Genomic DNA, 21,770 nt, shown 5'->3' with positions numbered 1-21,770 from the left:
CATGTCCATTGGCCCGCCCGCTGGGGTCAGGGGATGTCGGAGCGCACGACGAGGCGGTCGCCGAGGTCCACGAGGTCGGGCGAGACCGCGGTGAGCGCCGGGCTGTCGGACAAGAACGCGGCCACTGACTCGAAGGTGGCCAGCTGCTCCAGCATCACCACGGTGGGTGGCAGCATCACGGCCCTGCCTTCGGCGTATGCCGTGAGGAGACTTCGCGGGAGCACCCAGGCGTCGTGGTCGGTCTCAGTCGAAGCGCCGAGGGCGCTCTGACCCTCGGGCATCGGAGCCGCGAAGAACCAGGTGTCGTAGCGCCGCTTCTCGAAGGCCGGGGTGATCCAGTGGGCGCGCGGCACGAGGTCGGCGAGCCGCAGTTGCAGCCCGCACTCCTCCTCGACCTCACGGATCGCGGCTGCCACCAACGGTTTTGCCTCCGCAGCAGAGAGCTGCATGCGTGCGGCCAAGGCCTCGACGGCCCCGGCATCCACCTCCGCCTCGGCATCGGCGGCGTCGACACCGCCACCGGGGAAGACATACATCGACGGAGCGAACTCCATCGTCGGCACCCGTCGCTGGACGAACACGACCGGCCCCAGCGGGGTGTCGCGCACCACGAGCACCGTGGCCGCACCCCGGGGAACCAAGGGCTCACCCGGCGACGCGAGCCAGGCGCGCGCGTTCTCGACCCATGCGGACGAGCGCGGGGCAGGGAACTCGCGCAGCGGCATACCGAAAGTCTTTGACGTCTCGTAGCGTCAGTCGCCGACGTGGAAGATGACCTCGACCTCAACGGGAGCGTCGAGGGGCAGCACCGTGACGCCGACTGCGGAGCGGGCGTGGACGCCCCTGTCGCCGAAGGCGTGGCCCAGCAACTCGCTGGCACCGTTGATGACGCCGGGCTGACCGGTGAAGGCGGGGTCGGACGCGACGAAGCCGACGACCTTGACCACGCGCTCGACCTTGTCGAGGTCACCGACGATGGACTTCACGGCAGCGATGGCGTTGAGGGCACAGATCTGCGCCAGCTCCTTGGCCCGCTCAGCAGAGACGAACCCGTCGCCCTCGCCCACTTTGCCCGTGTCGGCGAGCTTGCCCGAGATCATGGGCAGCTGGCCGGACGTGAAGACGCGCGAGCCGTCCTGCACGGCCGGGACATAGACCGCGACGGGCGGCGCGACGTCCGGCACAACCAGCCCGAGCTCGGCGAGACGGTCCTCGACGGCACTCATCGTCAGGCTCCCTTGGGGCGCTTGAAGTAGGCCACGAGACCGTTGCCGTCCGGGCCTGCCACAACCTGCACGAGCTCCCAGCCGTCCTCGCCCCACTGGTCGAGGATCTGCTTGGTCGCGTGGATCATCAGCGGCACCGTTGCGTACTCCCAAGTCTGCATGCGGCCCACCCTAGCGCCGCCCCACGTACGCTGGCTCCGTGCCCTCACCCACCCTCCCCGCCGAGCTCACGGCAGCCCGGCTGCACGTCGTCACGGGCAAGGGAGGGGTCGGCAAGACCACCGTGGCTGCGGCTCTGGCCCTCGCCCTGGCGAGCACCGGCAAGCGCGTCCTGATCGTCGAGGTCGAGGGTCGGCAAGGGCTGTCGCAGACGTTTGACGTCCCCCCGCTCGGCACCGGCGAGGTCAAGCTCGTCACTCACCCCAGCGGCGGCGAGCTGTGGGGGCTGGCGATCGACGCCAAGGCTGCGCTGCTCGAGTACCTCCAGCTCTTCTACAAGCTCGGCCGGGCCGGATCGGCCCTCGAGAAGATCGGCGCCATCGACTTCGCCACGACCATCGCGCCGGGGGTGCGTGACGTCCTGCTGACCGGCAAGATCTATGAGGCGGCTGGTCGCCCCAAGGGGGGTCGCGGGTCGAAGCAGAAGGGCCTGCACTACGACGCCCTCGTCCTCGACGCGCCACCGACCGGGCGGGCCGTGCGCTTCCTCAACGTCAACGCCGGACTCGCCGACGTCGCCAAGGTCGGGCCGATCCGCTCGCAGGCCGATTCGATCACGGGCATGCTGCGCGACAAGCGGACCCTCGTGCACATGGTGACCCTGCTCGAGGAGATGCCCGTGCAGGAGAGCCTCGACGGGCTGCGCGACCTCGCCGGGGCCGGCCTTCACCTGGGGGCGATCATCGTCAACCAGATCCGCGAGCCACACCTCACGGCCGCTCATCTCACAGCCCTGCGCAGCAACGACACTGACGTGGACGACTCAGACCTCGAGGAGCTGCTGCGCACCGAGCTCACGAGCGCCGGCCTGCGACCGACCAACCCGATGGTCCGCGGTCTCATCACAGAGGGCCGCGACCACGCCCTGCGCCTGCAGCTCCAGGACGACATGGCCCGCGAGATCGCCGATGCCGGACCACCAGTCATCGAGTTGCCGGCACTCGTTGGCGGCGTCGAGGACGGCGGCATCGCGGTCCTGGCCGACGAGCTCCTCGAGCAGGGGATGAAGTGATGGCAGCACGCACCAGTCCCAAGACACCTGACCACCCCCACCTCGACGTCGACGCACTGCTCGCCGACCGTGGCGTGGGCATCATCGTGTGCTGCGGCGCCGGTGGAGTCGGCAAGACGACCACGGCCGCCGCCCTCGGCATCCGCGCGGCCGAATCCGGACGCAAGGTCGTCGTCCTCACCATCGACCCGGCGCGCCGCCTCGCCCAGGCTCTGGGCCTGACCGAGCTCGACAACACCCCCCGGCCGGTCGCCGGCGTGGACCTCTCGAGCGGCGGCTCGCTCGACGCGATGATGCTCGACATGAAGCGGACCTTCGACGAGGTCGTCGAGGCCCACTCCACACCCGACAAGGCCGCCCAGATCCTCGAGAACCCCTTCTACCAGGCCGTATCCAGCTCGTTCGCGGGCACACAGGAATACATGGCGATGGAGAAACTCGGCCAGCTGCGCGCGCAGGCCGAGCGTGATGGCACGTGGGACCTCATCATCGTCGACACCCCTCCGTCGCGCTCCGCACTCGACTTCCTGGACGCCCCCAAACGGCTCGGCTCCTTCCTCGACGGTCGGTTCGTGCGGCTGCTCATGGCCCCGGCCAAGGCGGGTGGGCGCGCCTATCTCAAGGTGTTCAGCGTCGGCGTCGACCTCGCCCAGCGCACCATCAGCCGCGTGCTCGGCGGCCAACTGCTCATGGACGTGCAGACGTTCGTCGCCGCCCTCGACACGATGTTCGGCGGCTTCCGTGAACGCGCCGACGTCACCTACGCGTTGCTCAAGGAGCACACGACGGCGTTCGTCGTCGTGGCCTCACCGGACCGAGATGCGTTGCGAGAGGCCGCTTTCTTCGTGGCCCGGTTGGGCGAGGAGAGTATGCCGCTCGCCGGAGTTGTCGTGAACCGTCTCCAGTCGCTCGGGGCGGCCGCGTTGTCGGCGTCTCGCGCGGAGGACGGAGCCGACCAGCTCTTCGAGGACGGCGCGGAGGACACGCTCACGGCCGGACTGCTGCAGCTCCATGCGGACCTGGCGTCGACGTCGGCCCGACAGAACGCCATCGTCGGCCGATTCGCGGCCTCGCACCCCGACGTGAAGCTGTCGACGGTGGCCGCGTCGGCGACGGACGTCCATGACCTCGACGGACTGCGTGAGGTGGGCCGGCTGCTCGCCGGCTGACCCGAACAGAACCAGGGATCGGTCAGCGTAGGGACTCCTCATCGAGTTCCACGTCCGCGTTCACTCGACCGTCCCAAGTCGTCTCACCCAAGGGCGGACAGGTGAGTTTCATCGCGGACACTCCCCCATCCTGACCAGTCCTGAGAGTCAGCCGGAGGCACGTCCGAAGCGACTGCTGAGCGTAAAAGCCGCCGCCCCCGGACTCGCCAGTCGCGCGAAGGGACACATCAACTTCCGTCCCCGATGGCGCATCGCGTACTTCGAGCAGCATCCAGTTGTCGCTGGTCGTCCCGTACTGGTACTCCACGGCACTCCTGACCTGGGCAGAGGTGGTTGAGGATGGCCGCGCTCGCGCCCAATCGCCGAGAAACTCCTGCACATTCACTGCCTGCGTGTTCACCCGCTCACGCGCCTGGTCGAACGCCAATTCTTCCTGGCTTGAGCAGCCGGAGACACCGAGGACCGCTGCCGTCGCCGCCCCGGCCATGACCATCGTTCGTCGTGCCCCCACTGAACGATGCTGACACGCCCCCGCGGGAGCGGCGGCTCATCGGGCAAACCCAGCCCGACGGCATACCTCCTGTTAATCCCCCCAGACACACGAAAACCGGGCCTTCACCGCAAAGGTGAGGACCCGGCATACGCGATCTGTCAGACCGGCGGGCGACCCATGGTCTTGCTGAGGACCTCGCGCCAGGAGCGAACTCCAGGGTGGCGGCGGAGCAGGGCGCGACGCTCACGCTCAGTCATGCCGCCCCACACACCGAACTCGGTGCGGTTGTCGAGCGCGTCCGAAAGGCATTCGAGGGCAACAGGGCATTCGCGGCACACGACCTTGGCCGTGCGCTGCTCCTTGCCCTGCACGAACAGCGCGTCCGGGTCGGTCCCCACGCACGTGCCGCGTGTGGACCAGTCGGACGTGCTCTGGGCGAGTGGAGCCGAAGTGATCGTCATGCGATTTCCCTTTGCTAAGGCCCGTCCCTCCCGACTGGCGCTACCCGAAAACTAGGCACTAGGTGAAACAGTTACCATGACGAATCTAGAACTAGTTATATGGTTAAAACTAACTAGTTACTAGTCTAGACACTCCATCCCAGTTGTGCATAGACCAGCCCCCGGTGCGGCTCGACCGACCTCACGGGTTCGCCAGTTACCCTGATGGTATGGAAGGTCGCGCCCAGAACTTGCCCCACGTCCTCCGTCTGTTGACGGGGCTCGTCGCCTTCAGCGTGCTCATGGGCCTGCTCATGGCCGGGCTCGCGATCCCCGCAATCGGAGTCGGTGGCACCGCCACCAAGAGCGGCGTGAAGGCGTTCAACGACCTTCCGAGCGAGTTCTCGGTCTCCCCACTGGCCCAGCAGTCCAAGATCCTCGACGCCAGCGGCAAGCTCATCGCCAACCCCTATGACGAGAACCGCATCATCGTGCCGCTCAAGTCGATCTCGCCGTGGATGCAGAAGGCGCAGATCGCGATCGAGGACTCCCGCTTCTATGAGCACGGCGGTCTCGACGTCCGAGGCTTCAGCCGCGCGATGATCGCCAACCTCCAGAGCAACAGCGTCCAGGGCGCCTCGACCCTCACCCAGCAGTACGTCAAGATCACGCTGCAGGAGAACGCCCTGCGCAAGGACGACAAAGAGGGCGCCGCGGCCGCCATCGAGAAGACCTACACCCGCAAGCTCCAGGAGTTGAAGTACGCCCTCGACGTCGAGCGCAACTTCACCAAGGAGCAGATCCTCACGGGTTATCTCAACCTCGTCTACTACGGTGACCAGGCCTATGGCGTCGAGGCTGCGTCGCAGAACTACTTCGGCATCAACGCCAGCAAGCTGAACATCGGCCAGGCGGCCCTTCTCGCCGGCGTCGTCCAGCAGCCGACCAAGTTCAACCCGGTCCTCAACCCCAAGGACTCGCAGACTCGCCGCAACGTCGTGCTCGACCGCATGCAGGCAGTGGGATCCGCCACCGCCGCGGAGGTTGCCGCAGCCAAGAAGATTCCGGTCGCCGACATGCTCAAGAACCGCAAGCCGCCCAAGGGTGTCTGCCAGCGTTCCAACGAGCCATTCTTCTGCGCCTACATGATGGAGTACCTCAAGTCTTCGCCCCAGATGGCTGTCCTGGGCAAGAACCCGGCCGAGCGTGACAAGAACATCAAGCAGGGCGGCCTGACGATCAAGACCACGCTCGACCCCAAGCTCCAGGCCGCGACGCTACGTGAGTTGACCAAGGCGGTGCCGATCGGCAACAAGGCCAACCTTGGTGCGGCCTCGACCGTCCTCGAGCCCGGCACCGGCAAGATCCTCGCCATGGCGCAGTCGGCCGACTTCAGCAAGACCCAGGTCAACCTCAACGTCGACCAGCGCTATGGCGGCGGCCCGTTCGGCTACCAGTTCGGGTCGACTGCCAAGACCTATGCCCTCGTCACTGCCCTCGAGTCGGGCATGCCCCTCGACGGGACGATCGACGCCCCGTCCGCCTCGCCTGACGACCCGCACACCTTCTACAACGAAGAGATGAAGGACGAGTGCGGCACAGGCCCGAAGGGCTGGCCCGTCGGGAACGACTATCGCAGTGGCGGCAAGATGTCCCTCGCCAAGGCCACGACGGCGTCGATCAACACCGCGTTCGCGCAGCTCACCATCGATCTGGGTGCCTGCAAGGTTTGGGAGACGATGAACCGCATGGGCCTGCACGCGGCCAACGGCAAGCCGATCGACAAAGCCATCCCCTCCGTCTCCCTCGGGGCCGGCACCGTGACGCCGATGACGATCGCCGCGTCCTACGCCGCCCTCGCTGCCCGCGGCAAGTACTGCGAGCCGACGCCCATCGCCTCGATCACCACCTCGAACGGCAAGGCCATCAAGGTGCCGGCTGCCGCGTGCAAGCAGGTCGTCAAGGCCGACATCGCGGACGGCGTGAACGAACTGCTTCAGGGCCCCCTGAGGGACGACACCGGCACCGCCCAGGGATCCTGGGACCAGCCTTCCCGACCGGCCGCCGGCAAAACCGGCACCACCAACGCGCACAACCAGTCCTGGTTCGTCGGCTACACCCCGCAGCGCTCCGTGTCCGTGTGGATCGGCAACGTCGTGGTTTCCAAGCCCAACGGTCGCTTCACCACGCTCAATGGGAAGTGCTTCGGCCCCTACGGCTGCCCCCGCCAGGTCTTCGGTGGCACGATCGCGGCTCCCGTCTGGGGCGAGATCATGGAGGCCGCTTCCAACGGCCTGCCCATCGCGAGGTTCACGACACCCTCGGCCGCAGTGCGCAACGGCAACTACGTCAGCGTTCCGAACGTGGCTGGCAACAGCATCAGAACCGCGACCGACATGCTCGAGAATGCCGGGTTCAAGGTCAACGTCGGCTCCCGGGTCGACAGTCCGATCGACGCCGGTCGCGTAGCGCGGACGAGTCCCGACGCGCGGGCCGCGAAGGGATCCACGATCACCCTGCTCATCTCGAGCGGCTACACCGCGGCTCCGGCGAGGACGACCAAGAGGTTCGTGCCCCAGCCGACCAAGAAGGTCGCGACCCCCGTCATCACGCCCACGACCAAGCCCACGACCAAGGCGCCGACGAAGCCGACCAAGCCAACGAAACCGACGACACCCCCCAAACCTCGGGGCTGACACCGACGACGGGCCGGGTCGACTCTCAGTGAGTTGATCCGGCCCTTGTCGTTGGTCAACAGCGGCAGGGGTGTCAGCCGGCGATGACCTGCTTGACGATCGCGGCGACGCGGCCACCGTCAGCGCGACCGGCGATCTCGCCCTGGGCGGCCTTCATGACCTGCCCCATCTGCGCCATCCCGGTCGCACCCGTCGACTCGACAGCGGCGCGCACGATGCGCTCCAGCTCGGCGTCATCGAGCTGCTTGGGCAGGTAGGCCTCAAGGATGACGAGCTCGGCGTCCTCGATCGCGGCCAGTTCCGGACGGTCCGCATCCACGTATGCCGTGGACGACTCCTTGCGCTTCTTGGCTTCCTTGGCGATGACCTTGAGGACCTCGTCGTCGGTGAGTTCCTTGGCCTCGACCCCGGCCACCTCGGCGTTGGTGATCGCGGTGAGCGTCATCCGCAGCGTGCCCGCGCGGACCTTGTCCTTGGTGCGCATGGCGTCGTGGAGGTCGCTCCGGAGCGTGCCCTTGAGAGTCGTGTCGGTCATGGCCCCAGTCTCGCACTCAGCGTCAACCGGGATACTGGGGCGATGACATCGACGACCGGGACTGCCCTCCTGCGGACTCTTGCCGGAGTTGCAGCCGCTGGAATCGCAGGGGTTGCCTACGCGGGGCTCGTCGAACGCAATCTCTTCACGCTGCGCCGCTTCGAGGTGCCGGTGCTGCCGTCGGGCGCGGCGCCCGTGCGTGTGCTCCAGGTGAGCGACCTGCACCTGATGCCGGATCAGCGTCGCAAGATCGAGTGGGTGCGCGAACTCGCCTCTCTCTCACCGGATTTCGTGGTCAACTCGGGCGACAACCTGGCGCACGTCGACGCTGTGGGACCCTTGCTGCGCGCCATGGAGCCGCTCATGGACTTCCCTGGTGCGTTCGTCCTGGGCTCCAACGACCGCTATGCCCCGATCGCCAAGAACCCTGCCCGCTACCTCACCCGCCATCACGCTCGGGCGCCGCGCGTCACCCGCCCGGACCTCCCGGTCGACGACCTCACCGCCGGCATGCGCGATGGCGGCTGGCTCGACCTCGACAACGCCCGGACGACGGTGACGGTCGGGCCGCACCGCGTCGAGCTCGTCGGGGTCGACGACCCCCACATCGAACGAGATCGGTATGCCGCCGTGTCAGCTCCCGCTTCCCCTGACGTTGCGCTGACGCTGGGTCTGGTCCATGCGCCCTACCAGCGGGTCCTCGATGCCATGACCGCCGACGGCGCCGGACTCATCCTCGCCGGGCACACCCACGGCGGCCAGCTGGCCCTGCCCTTCTATGGCGCCCTCGTGACCAACTGCGACCTCGACCGGGGCCGGGCCAAGGGCCTGTCGCGGTGGTGGCCGGGAGCGGGAGGCGACGCACCCACGCAACCCAGCGACGCGGCATACCTGCACGTCTCTGCCGGTCTCGGGACCTCGCCCTATGCGCCGGTGCGCTTCGCGTGTCGCCCCGAGGCCACCCTGCTCACTTTGGTGTCGCGGTAGGCGTCACCGCGTCAGGGAACCGCTGGCGATAGGCGGCTTCCCAGTCGGCAGCCCCCTTGCCGCCGTCGATCAGGTCGGTTTTTGGTGTGGGGCCGGGTTCCTCGCCCTCGGACCGGATCAGGTCAAGGTCGAGAACCGCACCTCCGGGCGTGGCCGCGTGGATGGCGTCGACGAGGGGCCACACGCGCTGCCCATGCGTGGCCTCGAGGAGGGAGCCGTCGACGTCGGGTCGCTGGAAGATGATGCGCACTCGTCGGACCTGCTCGACGTTCTCGACGATGACGAAGCGGACCATTGGCTCTGCGTCATAGCGACCCGGCACCTCCCCGAACTTCGCCTCGATCCCCTTCCAGTCCTGGACCATCTGTGCGCTGACCGGTGACCCAGGGGCGAACCGGACATAGGGACGGTCTTCGGCACTCAGCTGGCCCACCGTCCAGGGCAGGGTCCGGAGGCTACTGGCGAGCACCCAGGCGAGGGACGAGGAGACGGAAACGGGGGCAGAGAGGGACGCTGCGGCGGGCTGGTCCTTCGAGGGGGCCCGAACGCCGATGGCCGACGGTGGCGACGAGGCGAGTGCGGTGGCCCAATCCTTGGCGAGGCCGGGCGGGACCGGGCCCCTGAGGAAGGTGAAGGTCGAGGGCGCGGGAGCCGAGGTGCGAGGATCCACCCCAGGAGCGGAGAGCGTGAACGACCGATAGCCGTCAGCATCGGGCACCTTGGCCAGCTGGCTCTGCAGCCGTTGCACGAGGTCCTCCATCTGATTCGGGTCCGGCGACGTCGCGACGGTCACTCCCAGGCTGCCGTCGCTGGAGTGACCCAGGCTCGGTGGGTCGTAGGACGCGTCGACCGCGGTCACGCCGGGTAGCTCGCTGATGACCCTGACCACCTCGGCCTCGTCCGGTTCGGGGAACGAACAGCCACCAAGGAGAGCCACGACCAGGGCCGCGGTCAGGGTTGTCGCGACGGGTGACAGCGCACGCCGCCGGGTGATCGAACTCGTTGCCATGGGGACAGCCTGCCCTGTTTGCGGAACGGATTTCGGGAGGTGGGTCGCCGTCGGCTATCCTCTGGTGTCGCTGCCTGCGAGGGCGGCGACAGCCACGGGGTGTGGCGCAGCTTGGTAGCGCGCTTCGTTCGGGACGAAGAGGTCGCAGGTTCAAATCCTGTCACCCCGACCACATGACAAGGCCCTCGACCAGCAGAGATGCTGGCCGAGGGCTTTGTCGTTCTCGTCAGGACGGCGCCGACACCGACAGTTGTCCGAGCCGCGCAAACCGCTCGAGGCGAGCCTCGTGTCTGGCTGCGGGGTCGGCCCCCAACAGGGTCGCGAGCTCGTGCTGGAGGACCGCACCGAGTCGGCGGCAGAACTCCTCGGGCTCGTCGGCGGCGTCCGGCAGTTCGGGCACGATGCGGTCGACGAGCCCGTGGGTCTGCAGGTCGAGTGAGCGCACGCCCTGGGCCTGTGCCATCTCCGGAGCATGGTCCGTGTCGCGGTGGACGATGGCCGACGCACCCTCGGGCGGCAGCGGAGAGAGCCATCCGTGCTGAGCAGCCACCGTGCGGTCCGCCGGCACCAGCGCCAGCGCCCCTCCGCCGGTTCCCTGGCCGAGCAGGACCGACAGGGTGGGCGCCTCGAGGTCGACGAGTTCGGCGAGGCAGCGCGCGATCTCACCGGCCATGCCGCCCTCCTCGGCCTCGCGCGAGAGCGCCGCACCAGGGGTGTCGATCACCGTGACGAGTGGGAGACGTAGTTCGCTCGCGAGACGCATTCCTCGCCGCGCCTCGCGTAGCGCGGCCGGGCCCATGGGTCGGTGCTCGGTCTGACCTCGGCGGTCCTGTCCGAGGACCACGCACGGCACCTCACCGAAGCGCGCGAGGGCGAGCAACAGGCCAGGGTCGGACTCCCCCGCACCAGTTCCGTTGAGCGGCAGGACATCATGCGCGGCATAACGCAACAGACGGCGTATGCCGGGCCGTTCCTTGCGTCGCGACGTCGTCACCGACTCCCACGCGGGGACGTCTCGCACGAGCTCCTCGAGTCCCGGCGGCAGCGCCGGGATGGTCGGTGTCCGAGGTGCTGCGAGGACGGTGAGGGCGCGATCGAGGACGTCGGCCACCCGCTCGGGTTCGAGCACTGCGTCAACGATGCCGTGGGCGAAGAGGTTCTCAGCAACCTGGACTCCCTCGGGGAAGGGCCGGCCGTACAGCGCCTCGTAGACGCGCGGGCCGAGGAAGCCGATGAGGGCCCCTGGCTCGGCGACGGTGACATGGCCGGGCGATCCCCACGACGCGAGGACCCCGCCCGTCGTGGGGTTGCGCAGGTAGACGAGGTACGGGAGACCTGCTGCTTTGTGGGCAGTGATGGCTGCGGTGATCCGCACCATCTGGAGGAAGGCGACAGTGCCTTCCTGCATCCGGGTGCCGCCGCTGGCAGGGCCCGCAAGGAGCGGCAGGCCCTGCTCGGTGGCGCGCCGGATGGCCTGCGCGAGCCGGTCAGCCGTGGCGACGCCGATGCTGCCCGCCAGGAACGCGAACTCGCCCATGACGACGGCGACTCGACGACCACGCAGCAAACCTTCGCCCGTGACGATGGCCTCGTCGACGCCAGACTTCTCACGGGCACCCGCGAGCGCCGCGGCATACGCTGCATCGGGTTCGACGTCGACCGGAGCCTCGTCCCACGACTGGAACGAACCAGTGTCGAGGACGAGCGAGAGCAGTTCGTGCGCTGACAGGCGTGGGGTCATGACTGATCCAGCCAGGCGAGGACCGAGTCACGGTCCGCGTCGAGGAGCGGAGGGGCAGAGTGCGATGACATCGTCGTCTCGGCGCCCGCTTCGTCGAAGAACCGCAACGGTGGGCCGGGGAGGGTGACGGGACCCAGGGACGCGTGGTCGACCTCGATGAGCAGGCCCTGCGAGCGCACCTGGTCCCACTCATAGACCTCGTCCAGGGTGCGCACCTTCCCGGCGGGAATGCCTGCGGCAGCGAGCTTCTCGAGGAGGTCGGCACCGTCGAAGGGTGCGAAGGCGCGCTCCACGAGCTCGATCACCGGCTCGCGGTTCCCTGCCCGCTCGGGGTTGGTCGTCATGCCCGGGGTGTCGGCGTCCAGGTCGAAGGCGTCACAGAAACGACGCCAGAGGCCCTCGCTGCCCACGGCTATCTGCACGGCCCCGTCGCGGCACCGGAACAGGCCGTAGGGCGAGATCGACGGGTGGTGGTTGCCCTGTGCCCGCCCCGTCTCACCGGCGACGGTCTGCCGGGTGCCCTGGAAGGCGTGGATGCCGACGACACCCGCGAGCAGGGACGTGCGGACCACCTGACCGCGACCGGTGCGCTCGCGTTCGAGGAGGGCAGCGAGCACGCCGTAGCCACCCCACATCCCCGCGAGGAGATCAGCGATGGGCACGCCGACCCGCTGCGGATCCTCAGGACGGGAGCCAGTGACCGACATGAGACCGGCCTCCCCCTGGGCGATCTGGTCATAACCTGCTCGACCACCCTCGGGGCCGTCGTGACCGAACCCGGTGATGCTGAGGACGACGAGCCGCGGGTTCAACTCGAGAAGACGCTCGGCGGAGAAGCCGAGGCGGTCGAGAACACCGGTGCGGAAGTTCTCCACGAGGACGTCGGCCCGCTCGACCAGGGCGGTGAGCACTTCCGCGCCCTCGTCGGACTTCAGGTCGAGGGCGATCGACTCCTTGTTGCGATTGCACGACAGGAAGTAGGTCGACACCCCGTCGGCGGGGGTGGCCGGTCGTCCCTCGCGGTCGACAAAGGGCGGACCCCAGCCACGTGTGTCATCGCCATGCCCGGGTGACTCCACCTTGATGACGCGGGCTCCGAGGTCGCCGAGCATCATGCCTGCGTGAGGTCCGGCGAGTGCGCGGCTGAGGTCGACGACAAGGGTGCCGCTGAGCGGCCCGGCGCTCACAGCCAGCCCGGAGCAACGAGCAGGCCCCAGGTCACGAGCGGCGCGACGATGACGAGGCTCATGCCCCAGCGCATGAGCTGGCGGAACACGAGGTCGCGCTCGCGGGGCTCCGCGTTGGCGACACACAGGGCGCCGTTCGTCGAGAACGGGCTGATGTCGACGACGGACGAGGAGATGGCAAGCGCGATGACGACGCCGACAGCCCCGATCTGCCCGGTGAGCAGGAACGGCACCGCGAGCGGGATGAGGGCACCCAGGATGCCCGTCGTCGAGGCGAAGGCGGACACGACCGCGCCGATGAGGCAGATGAGCAGGGCCGCGAGGAGGGGAGCGCCCACGCCAGCGACCTGGGTCCCGAGCCAATCGACCGTGCCCTGGTCCTGAAGGAGGGTGACGTAGGTGACGATGCCGCCGACGAGCAGGACAGTCCCCCAGGCGATCTTGTCGACGGCACCCTTGGCCGAGTCGGGATAGATCAGGGTGAGGACGACCGCGACGCCGAGCGCCGTGAATCCGACATCGAACTTCAGCAGGAGCGCCGAGATCGCGAGGAACGCGAGGCCCACGAGAGTGAGGATGCGCTCGGCGTTGAGTCGGGTGTCGTCATCCTCCACCTGCTCGGTGTCGACGCCACCCGCGCGTGCCCGCTCGACGGCCGCGTCGGGGGTCCCGGTCACGGCGGAACGGGTAGCTGTGCGGCTGGCAGAGACCGCGGTCTCGCTGATCTCGCTCTCGGCGTCGGCGTCCCGACCGCGGTTGATCAGCTCGCGCCCGCCGAACAGGACGAAGGCCACAGCGGTGATGACGAAGCAGGAGAGGACCGACATCGAGAAGAGCAGGGCGGGGTTTCCGGGGAGGTCGTTGTCGTCGACGACGCCGTTGGTGATCGCACCGAAGATCCCGATCGGCGAGAACGAGCCGCCGGTCGCGCCGAGCGTGATCGCCATGCCCATGAGGACCGGGCTGATGCGATAGCGGGCAGCAAAGCCCATGCCGACAGGAGCGACGATGGCGACCGTCGCTGGGGTGGCGGCCCCGATGCCGGCGATGACGGCACAGATGCCGAACATCGCCCACGGCACGAGCGCCACTCGTCCTCGCACGGCGCGCACGCTCGCGTGGACCATCCAGTCGACCGTGCCGTTGTTCTTGGCGAGGGCAAACAAGTAGGTGACACCCACGAGGATGACGAACAAGTTGGCGGGGAAGCCGCCGACAACTTCGGCCGGGCCCACATCGAAGACGGTGACGCCCACGACGGCTGCGGCCACGAGCGCCAGGGCGCCCATGTTGATCGACCGCACCGTGGCGATCAAGAAGACGAGGACCAGGACCCCGAGGGCGATGACGTCGTTCATGTGAGCTCCTTTGCTCATCGAGGCCCAGCGCCTCGGTGGTTCAGTGGCCTAGCCTCTTGGCCAACGGACCATCTTGTCAATAGATTGGGCCCCATGACCTCAGCCACGCGCCTCCCGGATCTCTGGTGAGCAGGTCCGCCCCGACCGGGCCGAGCACCAGCGAAGGTGGCGGCGCGGACGCCGGCGCGCCACGGAAGTTGTTACGCCCGCGCCTCTACGAGCAGCTGGCCGACCACATCGCTGACTTCATCGATGCGCAAGGTCTCGTCCCCGGCGACCGCCTGCCTCCTGAGCGGCGCCTGGCCAAGGACCTCGGCGTGAGCCGAGCCACGCTGAGCCGTGCACTGGTTGCTCTGGAGGTCAGGGGTCGCCTCGAGGTGCGCCATGGGGACGGCGCAGTCGTGCGCGATCCGCAGACCCGGGTGGCGCTGCCCCCGCTCGACGACGTCCCGCTCCACGAGCTGCTCGCCACCCGACTCACGACCATGACCGAGTTGGCGACCCTGGCCGCCATCCACCCGGACAGCGCCCTGCGCTCCGCGCTCCTCGCCGACGACGGGGGTCACCGCGAGCTCGACGACGTGTGGGAGTGCGTCCTGCGGCTCACCGACGCGGAGTCGTTGCTCGCCCGGGTCGACACCGCACTCGCCGATCGGGCTCGCCAGCTGGGTGGCGCGGGATCACACCCGACCCAGGTGCGCGCCCTGGCCGAGGCGGTTCGACGCGGTCGGGTCGATGACGTCCCGGGTGCTGTGCGAGCCGTCCTGGGCGGCTGAGGTCGCGTGGATCCTTCGGACGCCGCCCTTGTCCTCGCGGCCGGGTTCGTCGCGGGCATCCTCACCTCGACCGTCGGCGTCGCCTCGCTCGTCAGCTTCCCGGTCCTCCTTGCGATCGGCCTCCCACCCGTCGTCGCCAACACCTCGAACACAATCGGCATGGCCCCCGCCGGAGTGAGCGGCTCCTACGGCTACCGGCGCGAACTGCGTGAGCACCCGACGGTGACCCGGGTGGTGATGGTGACCTCGGCGCTCGGGGCCGTGGCCGGGTCGGCTCTCCTGCTCGGGCTCCCGAGCACAGTCTTTGAGCTGATCGTGCCGTGGCTCATCCTCGGCACCTGTCTGCTCGTGGGCATCCAACCCCGACTCAAGGCGTGGGCCCGCTCTCGCAACGCCTCCCCCGGCGGTCACGACGACCTGTCCAGGGTGTCGCCCCTCACGCGCGTCATGGCGACCGTGACCGGGGTCTACGGCGGCTACTTCGGGGCTGGCTCCGGCGTGATGATGCTCGCCGTCCTCGGCCTCGGCACCTCGTTGGAGTTCCGGATCCTCAACGCGCTCAAGACGTTTGCCGTCATGGTGGCCAACCTCGTCGCGACCGTCGTGTTCGTGGTCATCGCCCCGGTCGACTGGCAGGCGATCCTCGCGCTGGCGGCCGGGTCTGTCGTCGGTGGCTACGTGGGTTCGCATCTCGGTCGCCACCTGCCCGAGTCCGTGTTGCGCGGCCTCATCGTGGCGGCGGGCATCGCTGCCGCCGCCTACCTCTGGTCGTGACGCTTCAGACCCTCCCGGAGGCAGCGGGCGCCCGCGTGGTCGCAGCGAGCGCCGGCGTGGTCGCGGCCTCCTCGGGGAGCCCGTCGGTCCAGTAGTCAAAGGTCTGCGTGATCCAGAAGGTCGCAAAGGCGACGAGCAGGACCACCTCGACCCAGAGCACCCACTCGGTCGGCGTGCCACCACCGAGGAACTGGTCGACGACCACGAACACGATGGCCACCGCGAAGGTCACGGCCATCACCACAGCGACCGCCCCATAGATCGTGGCGTAGGCCTTGGCCTCGCGAGTCGGGATGCCCTCACGTCGCGCCGATGCGCGGCGCGCGTTGACATAGGCGACACCGGTGATGAGCCCGAAGAGCGGAACAGCCGCACCGAAGTGGGCACCACCAAGGAACGACTCCCGACCGAACACGAACCACGCCACGAACGCCACCCACGTGAGGGTGGCGATGGCGAACCCGATCTTGGTCGCTCGCGACGTCTCGGGGCGGCGGATGATCGTGACCGCCCCCAGACCGAGAGCCGCGAGCCCCAACCCGATCAGGCCCCACACGTTGTTGACCACGGACGGGACGAACTCCGGCGGCACCGAGCAGCGCCCCTCCGGGTCGCAGGGCGCTCCCCCAGCACCTCTCGGTGTCGGGACGAACGCGACGATGGGCGCGAGCATCCCCGCGATGTTGAGCGCCGAGTCCTCGAAACCTCGCCGACCGACAATGGCCGCGAGGCTCATGCCGACTGCGACGAGCGCGCCAACGAAGACACTGCGCGCGGGCGTGTAGTAGTACGCGCTGATCGAGCCGAGATGCTGGTTGGCCTCGAGGCCGCCGATCCGCTCGAGCCACACACAGCCGAGGAGCAGCAGCACGAGGCCGACGAGACTCAGCCTCAGATAGCGATAGGTCCGCACCGCTGCGCTCGCCCGCACCCGGGGCGGCGTGATCGTGGCGATGGCTGCAGCGCTCTGGGTCGAGTCATGCATGGCGGGCTCCCTTTCGTGACGGTGTCACTAGAGAGGAGCCGTCACGACCCGCACAGATACACGCGGCGTATGCCGTGTGCGCGCCTTGCGCTCAGGCGTGGCCGATCGAGGTGCGCAGCTCGGTGAACCACGGGGCGGTGATGTCGAACTGTTTGCCTCCGGCGACCCGCGGGAACTCGACGGCGCGCAGCTCGTTGCCGCGCTCTTCGTCCTCACCCACGAGACCGGACTCGCCCCGTAGGGCTGCGTCGACGGCATACTCCGTGCATTCTCGGATCAGGGCGAGGTCCTCGTCGCCTGCCGCGGCCGAGCGCGAGAAGTAGCCGGACTTCTGGACCATGACCTTCTCGGCGCCGAGCAGGGCGGCGAACTGCTTGCCGAACCAGGCGCCGGGGTTGACCTTGTCGAGCTGCACGTGGCCGAACGGGTCGACGGGAACCTCGAGTCCAGCCGCCTCGAGCTCCGCGACGACCTCGGCCACTCCGGCACCCTCGGACAGGAAGATGTTGACGCAGCCGATCTGGTCCATGACCGCCTTGAGGCGATCGCTCTCGGCGGTGAGGTCGATCGGCACCTCAGGGACGAAGACCGCATGGACGTCCCAACGGCGGGCGTCGAGCCCCACACCGGGCAGCCACTGCTGCTCGCTGACCCACGCGTGGTGACGGCGGGCGGTCTCGGCGGTCAGCCAGCCGCAGTGACGCCCCATGACCTCGTGGATGATCAGCATCCGCGGGTTGGACGAGTGCTCGGCGAGGACGTTGCGGGCAAAGATCGCGCCCTGCTCGGCCGCGGTCCAGGCACCGAGCGACTGCCGGATCGGGATGATGTCGTTGTCGATGGTCTTGGGGAGCCCCACCACCGTGAGCGGGTAGTCGTGCTCCGCGAGGTAGGCCGCGAGATCGGCAGCCGTGGTGTTGGTGTCGTCGCCACCGATGGTGTGGAGCACGTCGACGCCGTCAGCCGTGAGTTGCTCGGCCGCGACCTGCAGGGGGTCCTGCCCCTCCTGGACGAGTCCGCGCTTCACGCAGTCGGCGACGTTGGTGAGCTTGACCCGGCTGTTGCCGATCGGCGAGCCACCGAAGCGGTGGAGCAGGGCCGCGCCCTCACGGACTTCGGGGGTGACCTCCACCGAGCGGCCGGTGAGCAGACCGGCATACCCGTTCTGATAACTGATGATCCGCACGTCCGGAGCGACCTCGGTGTAGCGCTCGATGAGTCCACCCACCGCCGACGAGAGGCAAGGGGCGAGCCCGCCAGCGGTCAACAGGGCAACGGTCTGGACGGGCATGGACTGCTCTCCTCGATCACGGGTGACGAACTGGGCTCAGTCTCTCAGTGTGACCGGGGACACAGGCAGGACGCGACCGACAGGTGGACGCCCGAGATCACTTGCAGGGGCGGGACACCGTGTGTGGCGGGTCCTTGCGGGTCACCTGTTTCTTGGGCATCTGCGCCAACGGCGTCACGGTCTCGAACTTGTTGCCGATGACGACGTCGATGATCATGTTGTCGCGCGGGACCTCACTGAGGACAGCGCCCTTGATGTGACGAGCGACCTGCTCGGCCGCAAGGTCGGCCTCGGGCCCGTGACGGATGACCGCAACGTCGTTGGGCAGGAACGACTTGTCCGGGTCATTGCCCTGCTTGCCCGGTGAGAAGCCACGCGCGGTGAGCTCGCTGAGTGCGGTCTTGGCCAGGCCCGCCCGCCACGTCGCGTTGTAGACGTTGACCGTGTAGGACTTCTGCTCCGGTGGCTTGGGCGGCGGGGCCGGAAGCATCGTCGTGAAGTCGGCACCGATGACCAGCGCGACGCCCGTGCCTGCGCGGCCGTCGTACTCGAGCTCGGAACCAGCGATCGTCTGAGCGACCAGCAGGGCTTGGTCGAGGCCCGCCTTGCCGTGATAGATCCGCGCCGGGGCCTTGACATAGAGCCCGCGCGGAGCAGTGGAGACATCGCCGACGACGAAGCCACGGCGGGACAGGTCACGACCCACCACCTGACCCGCGCCGTTCACACCGGAGGAGTTGAGGACCTTGACCTTGAAGGACCCGGGCGCGGGGGCGAGGACGACGACGGGTTCGCAGGCCGCCGGCTTCGGGTCACTGGTCAGGAGGCCTGTGCCATAGGCCGTCGCGATGCTGGCCGTGCCGAGCAGCAGGGCCGGGATGGTGACGAACGCTGCGAGATGGCGGAACTGGTAGCGGCGCCAGATCTGCTCGTCGCTCATCGCCTCTTGGGACTTGGCCCGCTCGAGGAGCTCCTTGTGCACGGTGTCGCGCGTCATGCCGACACTGCGGCGAGCGAGGTCACTTGCCGCGGAGACGGCGCGCACCGGCAGAGGCGAACGCTCGGGCTCTGATCCCTGCTTCCTGAACACCACGCCTCCTCAAGGCTCGACCTGCGACAGCGGTCCCACAACCGCTGAGGGAATTGCACCATGAGTCACACCCGTCACACTAGTAACACGCCGAAGACCGTCACCAGATCGAGATCGTCGCTGACCCGAACACTGCCGCCCCATCTGCTGCGCACGGTGACAGACGCACATGGACTGCGGTTGGCCACGAGGTCACGTCGGTGTCACGCAGCCCACCCACACCGACTTATTGCCCGTTCGGCCACTGAGGAGCGCAGCGACGAACTGGCCGAACGGGCAATCAGTCGCACAAGTGGTGGGTCAGAGGGTGGCGGCGACGAGCTCGGCGGTCTGCAGCATGTTGAGGGCCGCCCCCTTGCGCAGGTTGTCACCGCAGACGAACAGGTCAAGGGTGCGCGGGAAGTCGATGGCCTGACGCATCCGACCGACGAAACGCGGGTCGGCACCCACGATGTCGACCGGGGTGGGGAACTCGCCGTGGTCCGGATCGTCCATGACCACGACCGCCGGTGCCTCGACGAGGGCCTGCCGTGCCTTGGCCACGGTGATCGACTTTGCGAACGTCGCATGGACCGACACCGAGTGCGTGGACACGACCGGCACCCGCACACAGGTCGCCGACACCTTGAGGTCGGGCATGTCGAGGATCTTGCGGGTCTCCTGACGGATCTTGGACTCCTCCGAGCTCCACCCGTCACCCACGTGCGAACCCGCGAACGGGAGAACGTTGAGGGCCAGCGGACCGCCAAACATGCTCGGGCCGAGCTCGTGGTCGATCGCCCGACGCACGTCACCCGGGCGCATCCCGAGCTCGCGGTCCCCAGCGACGACGGCAATCTCGTCATGAAGCCGACTCATGCCGGCCCGCCCGAGCCCCGATGCCGCCTGGAAACTCGTGACGACGAGTTCGGTGAGTTGCCACCTCTCGTGCAGCACGGCGAGGACGTCGATCATCGTCATCACCGTGGCGCCGGGGTTGGCGATGACGCCCTTGGGCCGGTCGTTCACTGCCTCCGGATTGATTTCGGGGACGACGAGCGGCACGTCAGGGTCGCGACGGAACGTCGGACTGTTGTCGATGACGATGACACCGCGTTCGACAGCGATCGCGGCCCACTTGGCCGAGAGCTCTGGTGGGATGTCGACGACAGCGACATCGACGCCGTCGAAGAACTCCGGCGTCAGGGCCTCGACGGTGAGGTCTTCGCCGGCCACACGGCATACGGAACCGACGTCCTCGACCGCAGCGGCAAGGCGCACCTGCCCCCAGATGTGGCGCCGCATGGGCAGCACGTCGAGCACGACGGTGCCCACGGCCCCGGTGGCGCCGACGATGGCGAGCGTCGGCGCGGGTGGTGTCACAACGGTCATACGGTCATCCCCCCTGTGCGTCAACTGTCAGCGGCCAGTGCCGGCATAGACGACCGCTTCACCGTCCTCGGAGTCGAGTCCGAAGGCGGAGTGCACCGCCCGGACGGCCTCTTCGAGGAGCTCACTGCGGGTGATGACCGAGATCCTGATCTCGGACGTCGAAATCATCTCGATGTTGACGTCGGCGTCGGCCAGGGCCCGGAAGAAGGTCGCGGAGACGCCGGGGTTGGAACGCATGCCGGCCCCGACGAGGGAGAGCTTGCCAACCTGGTCGTCGTACTGCAGGCCGGTGAACCCGACCTGCTCCTGGATCGCCTTGAGCGCCTCCATCGCGGTCTGCCCGTCGGTCTTGGGCAGGGTGAACGAGATGTCGGTGAGGCCCGTGTCGGTCGCCGAGACGTTCTGGACGATCATGTCGAGGTTGATCTCGGCGTTGGCGACAGCGTGGAAGATCTGCGCGGCCTTGCCGGTCGTGTCGGGGACGCCGACCACGGTGATCTTGGCTTCGCTGAGGTCGTGTGCGACGCCGGCAATGATCGGGGCTTCCACAGCTTCTCCTTCGGGACCGGGCTGGTCACTGACGATGGTGCCTTCCTTCGGGGTGAAGGAGGACCGGACGTGGATGGGAATGTCGTAGCGCCGGGCGTACTCGACGCTGCGCAGGTGCAGGACCTTGGAGCCGCTGGCTGCGAGCTCGAGCATCTCCTCGGCCGAGATCCGGTTGATCTTGCGGGCCTTGGGGACGATGCGCGGGTCGGCGGTGAAGACCCCGTCGACGTCGGTGTAGATCTCGCAGACGTCCGCCTCGAGCGCGGCCGCGAGCGCGACGGCGGTCGTGTCGGTGCCGCCGCGACCGAGGGTGGTGATCTCCTTGGTGCTCTGGCTGACGCCCTGGAAGCCGGCGACGATGACGACGTGGCCCTTGCCGAGGGCCTCGGTGATGCGGCCCGGCGTGACATCGATGATCTTGGCCTTGCCGTGGGCCTCATCGGTGATGACACCGGCCTGGCTGCCGGTGAACGAGCGGGCGCTGATGCCGAGGTCGTGGATCGCCATCGCAACGAGCGCCATGCTGATCCGCTCGCCGGCGGTCATCAGCATGTCGAGCTCGCGCGGCGCCGGGACCGGACTGACGTCCTGGGCGAGGTCGACGAGTTCGTCGGTGGAGTCACCCATCGCGGACACGGCGACGACCACGTCGTTGCCGGCCTTCCTGGTCTCGGCGATGCGTCGCGCAACCCTCTTGATGCTCTCGGCATCGGCGAGCGAGGAGCCGCCGTACTTCTGGACGACGATGGGCACGTCTGCACTCCCATGCGGTGAGGTCGCGGGGTCGGTTGAGCGGTCGCCAGCGAGTCTAACGACGGGGTTGAGTTGTCGAACTCACGCCCGTATGCCGGTCGCCCACCTC

Annotated in this window: 21 protein-coding genes and 1 tRNA gene; 7 read left to right on the top strand and 15 right to left on the bottom strand. The window is 68.3% G+C overall.

Features of this window, described 5'->3' with window-relative positions; translation table 11 throughout:
- Positions 1-26 precede the first annotated feature (26 nt).
- Genes V6K52_RS02995 through V6K52_RS02985 form a run of 3 tightly spaced genes read right to left on the bottom strand, consistent with a single transcriptional unit; the run spans position 27 to position 1,387 of the window.
- Positions 27-725, bottom strand: coding sequence for an NUDIX hydrolase (locus V6K52_RS02995; RefSeq protein WP_353952422.1), 699 nt, complete (start codon positions 723-725; stop codon positions 27-29).
- A gap of 27 nt (positions 726-752) precedes the next feature.
- Positions 753-1,226, bottom strand: a complete 474-nt coding sequence (locus V6K52_RS02990; protein WP_353952421.1) for a RidA family protein — start codon at positions 1,224-1,226, stop codon at positions 753-755.
- A 2-nt stretch (positions 1,227-1,228) separates the two neighbouring features.
- Entirely contained in the window at positions 1,229-1,387 is a 159-nt protein-coding gene (locus V6K52_RS02985) for a DUF4177 domain-containing protein (protein ID WP_353952420.1), read from the bottom strand.
- A gap of 38 nt (positions 1,388-1,425) precedes the next feature.
- Between V6K52_RS02985 and V6K52_RS02980 the strand changes: the two genes are divergently transcribed.
- Positions 1,426-2,457: an ArsA-related P-loop ATPase gene (locus V6K52_RS02980; RefSeq protein ID WP_353952419.1), complete on the top strand. Its 1,032-nt coding sequence runs from the start codon at positions 1,426-1,428 to the stop codon at positions 2,455-2,457.
- Entirely contained in the window at positions 2,457-3,626 is a 1,170-nt protein-coding gene (locus V6K52_RS02975; protein ID WP_353952418.1) for an ArsA family ATPase, read from the top strand. Before V6K52_RS02980 ends, V6K52_RS02975 begins: the two co-directional genes overlap by 1 nt.
- Positions 3,627-3,648: 22 nt before the next feature.
- On the opposite strand, the gene V6K52_RS02970 is transcribed toward V6K52_RS02975, so the two are convergent.
- Both V6K52_RS02970 and V6K52_RS02965 read right to left on the bottom strand, forming a co-directional pair.
- The gene (locus V6K52_RS02970; protein WP_353952417.1) at positions 3,649-4,113 is read right to left on the bottom strand and encodes a hypothetical protein; all 465 of its coding nucleotides are present in this window, start codon (positions 4,111-4,113) and stop codon (positions 3,649-3,651) included.
- 164 nt (positions 4,114-4,277) lie between these two features.
- Positions 4,278-4,580 carry a WhiB family transcriptional regulator gene (locus tag V6K52_RS02965; RefSeq protein ID WP_353952416.1) on the bottom strand — a complete coding sequence of 101 codons (303 nt, stop codon included), beginning with the start codon at positions 4,578-4,580 and terminating at the stop codon, positions 4,278-4,280.
- 209 nt (positions 4,581-4,789) lie between these two features.
- Between V6K52_RS02965 and V6K52_RS02960 the strand changes: the two genes are divergently transcribed.
- Positions 4,790-7,255: a penicillin-binding protein gene (locus tag V6K52_RS02960; RefSeq protein WP_353952415.1), complete on the top strand. Its 2,466-nt coding sequence runs from the start codon at positions 4,790-4,792 to the stop codon at positions 7,253-7,255.
- Positions 7,256-7,328: 73 nt separating this feature from the next.
- Here the strand turns inward: V6K52_RS02960 and V6K52_RS02955 are convergent, their stop codons facing one another.
- Entirely contained in the window at positions 7,329-7,790 is a 462-nt protein-coding gene (locus tag V6K52_RS02955) for a GatB/YqeY domain-containing protein (protein WP_353952414.1), read from the bottom strand.
- Between the two features lie 42 nt (positions 7,791-7,832).
- Between V6K52_RS02955 and V6K52_RS02950 the strand changes: the two genes are divergently transcribed.
- A complete protein-coding gene (locus V6K52_RS02950; protein ID WP_353952413.1) occupies positions 7,833-8,777 on the top strand; it encodes a metallophosphoesterase in 945 nt (314 codons plus the stop codon).
- Here V6K52_RS02950 and V6K52_RS02945 read toward each other — a convergent pair.
- A complete protein-coding gene (locus tag V6K52_RS02945; RefSeq protein WP_353952412.1) occupies positions 8,758-9,786 on the bottom strand; it encodes a hypothetical protein in 1,029 nt (342 codons plus the stop codon). The two genes, V6K52_RS02950 and V6K52_RS02945, sit on opposite strands and share 20 nt — an antisense overlap.
- Before the next feature lie 95 nt (positions 9,787-9,881).
- Here V6K52_RS02945 and V6K52_RS02940 point away from each other — a divergent pair.
- A tRNA-Pro gene (locus V6K52_RS02940) sits at positions 9,882-9,958 on the top strand.
- A gap of 54 nt (positions 9,959-10,012) precedes the next feature.
- Here the strand turns inward: V6K52_RS02940 and V6K52_RS02935 are convergent.
- Genes V6K52_RS02935 through V6K52_RS02925 form a run of 3 tightly spaced genes read right to left on the bottom strand, consistent with a single transcriptional unit; the run spans position 10,013 to position 14,072 of the window.
- Positions 10,013-11,527 (bottom strand): carboxyl transferase domain-containing protein, encoded by a 1,515-nt coding sequence (locus tag V6K52_RS02935; protein WP_353952411.1) that lies wholly within the window; start codon positions 11,525-11,527, stop codon positions 10,013-10,015.
- On the bottom strand, positions 11,524-12,720 hold the full coding sequence (locus tag V6K52_RS02930; protein ID WP_353953703.1) for a CoA transferase: 1,197 nt from the start codon (positions 12,718-12,720) through the stop codon (positions 11,524-11,526). The genes V6K52_RS02935 and V6K52_RS02930 overlap by 4 nt, the downstream gene beginning before the upstream one ends.
- Positions 12,711-14,072, bottom strand: a complete 1,362-nt coding sequence (locus V6K52_RS02925) for an SLC13 family permease (protein WP_353952410.1) — start codon at positions 14,070-14,072, stop codon at positions 12,711-12,713. The genes V6K52_RS02930 and V6K52_RS02925 overlap by 10 nt, the downstream gene beginning before the upstream one ends.
- 197 nt (positions 14,073-14,269) lie before the next feature.
- Here V6K52_RS02925 and V6K52_RS02920 point away from each other — a divergent pair, with 197 nt between their 5' ends.
- Both V6K52_RS02920 and V6K52_RS02915 read left to right on the top strand, forming a co-directional pair.
- A complete protein-coding gene (locus V6K52_RS02920; protein WP_353952409.1) occupies positions 14,270-14,848 on the top strand; it encodes a GntR family transcriptional regulator in 579 nt (192 codons plus the stop codon).
- 6 nt (positions 14,849-14,854) lie between these two features.
- Positions 14,855-15,622 carry a sulfite exporter TauE/SafE family protein gene (locus tag V6K52_RS02915; RefSeq protein ID WP_353952408.1) on the top strand — a complete coding sequence of 256 codons (768 nt, stop codon included), beginning with the start codon at positions 14,855-14,857 and terminating at the stop codon, positions 15,620-15,622.
- Positions 15,623-15,626: 4 nt separating this feature from the next.
- Here the strand turns inward: V6K52_RS02915 and V6K52_RS02910 are convergent, their stop codons facing one another.
- The 5 genes from V6K52_RS02910 to V6K52_RS02890 all read right to left on the bottom strand — a co-directional run bounded on the left by V6K52_RS02910 (position 15,627) and on the right by V6K52_RS02890 (position 21,661).
- Entirely contained in the window at positions 15,627-16,607 is a 981-nt protein-coding gene (locus tag V6K52_RS02910; RefSeq protein WP_353952407.1) for a hypothetical protein, read from the bottom strand.
- Positions 16,608-16,698: 91 nt separating this feature from the next.
- Positions 16,699-17,898: a pyrophosphate--fructose-6-phosphate 1-phosphotransferase gene (locus V6K52_RS02905; protein ID WP_353952406.1), complete on the bottom strand. Its 1,200-nt coding sequence runs from the start codon at positions 17,896-17,898 to the stop codon at positions 16,699-16,701.
- Positions 17,899-17,995: 97 nt separating this feature from the next.
- The gene (locus tag V6K52_RS02900; RefSeq protein ID WP_353952405.1) at positions 17,996-18,988 is read right to left on the bottom strand and encodes a LytR C-terminal domain-containing protein; all 993 of its coding nucleotides are present in this window, start codon (positions 18,986-18,988) and stop codon (positions 17,996-17,998) included.
- A gap of 300 nt (positions 18,989-19,288) precedes the next feature.
- Positions 19,289-20,359, bottom strand: coding sequence for an aspartate-semialdehyde dehydrogenase (locus tag V6K52_RS02895; RefSeq protein ID WP_353952404.1), 1,071 nt, complete (start codon positions 20,357-20,359; stop codon positions 19,289-19,291).
- 27 nt (positions 20,360-20,386) lie between these two features.
- Positions 20,387-21,661, bottom strand: coding sequence for an aspartate kinase (locus V6K52_RS02890; protein ID WP_353952403.1), 1,275 nt, complete (start codon positions 21,659-21,661; stop codon positions 20,387-20,389).
- Positions 21,662-21,770: the final 109 nt, after the last annotated feature.

It is taken from the genome of Knoellia sp. S7-12 (assembly GCF_040518285.1).
Classification (GTDB): domain Bacteria; phylum Actinomycetota; class Actinomycetes; order Actinomycetales; family Dermatophilaceae; genus Knoellia.
The sequence above is the reverse complement of the archived record's forward strand: the minus strand, read 5'-3'. Positions and strand labels throughout refer to the sequence as shown.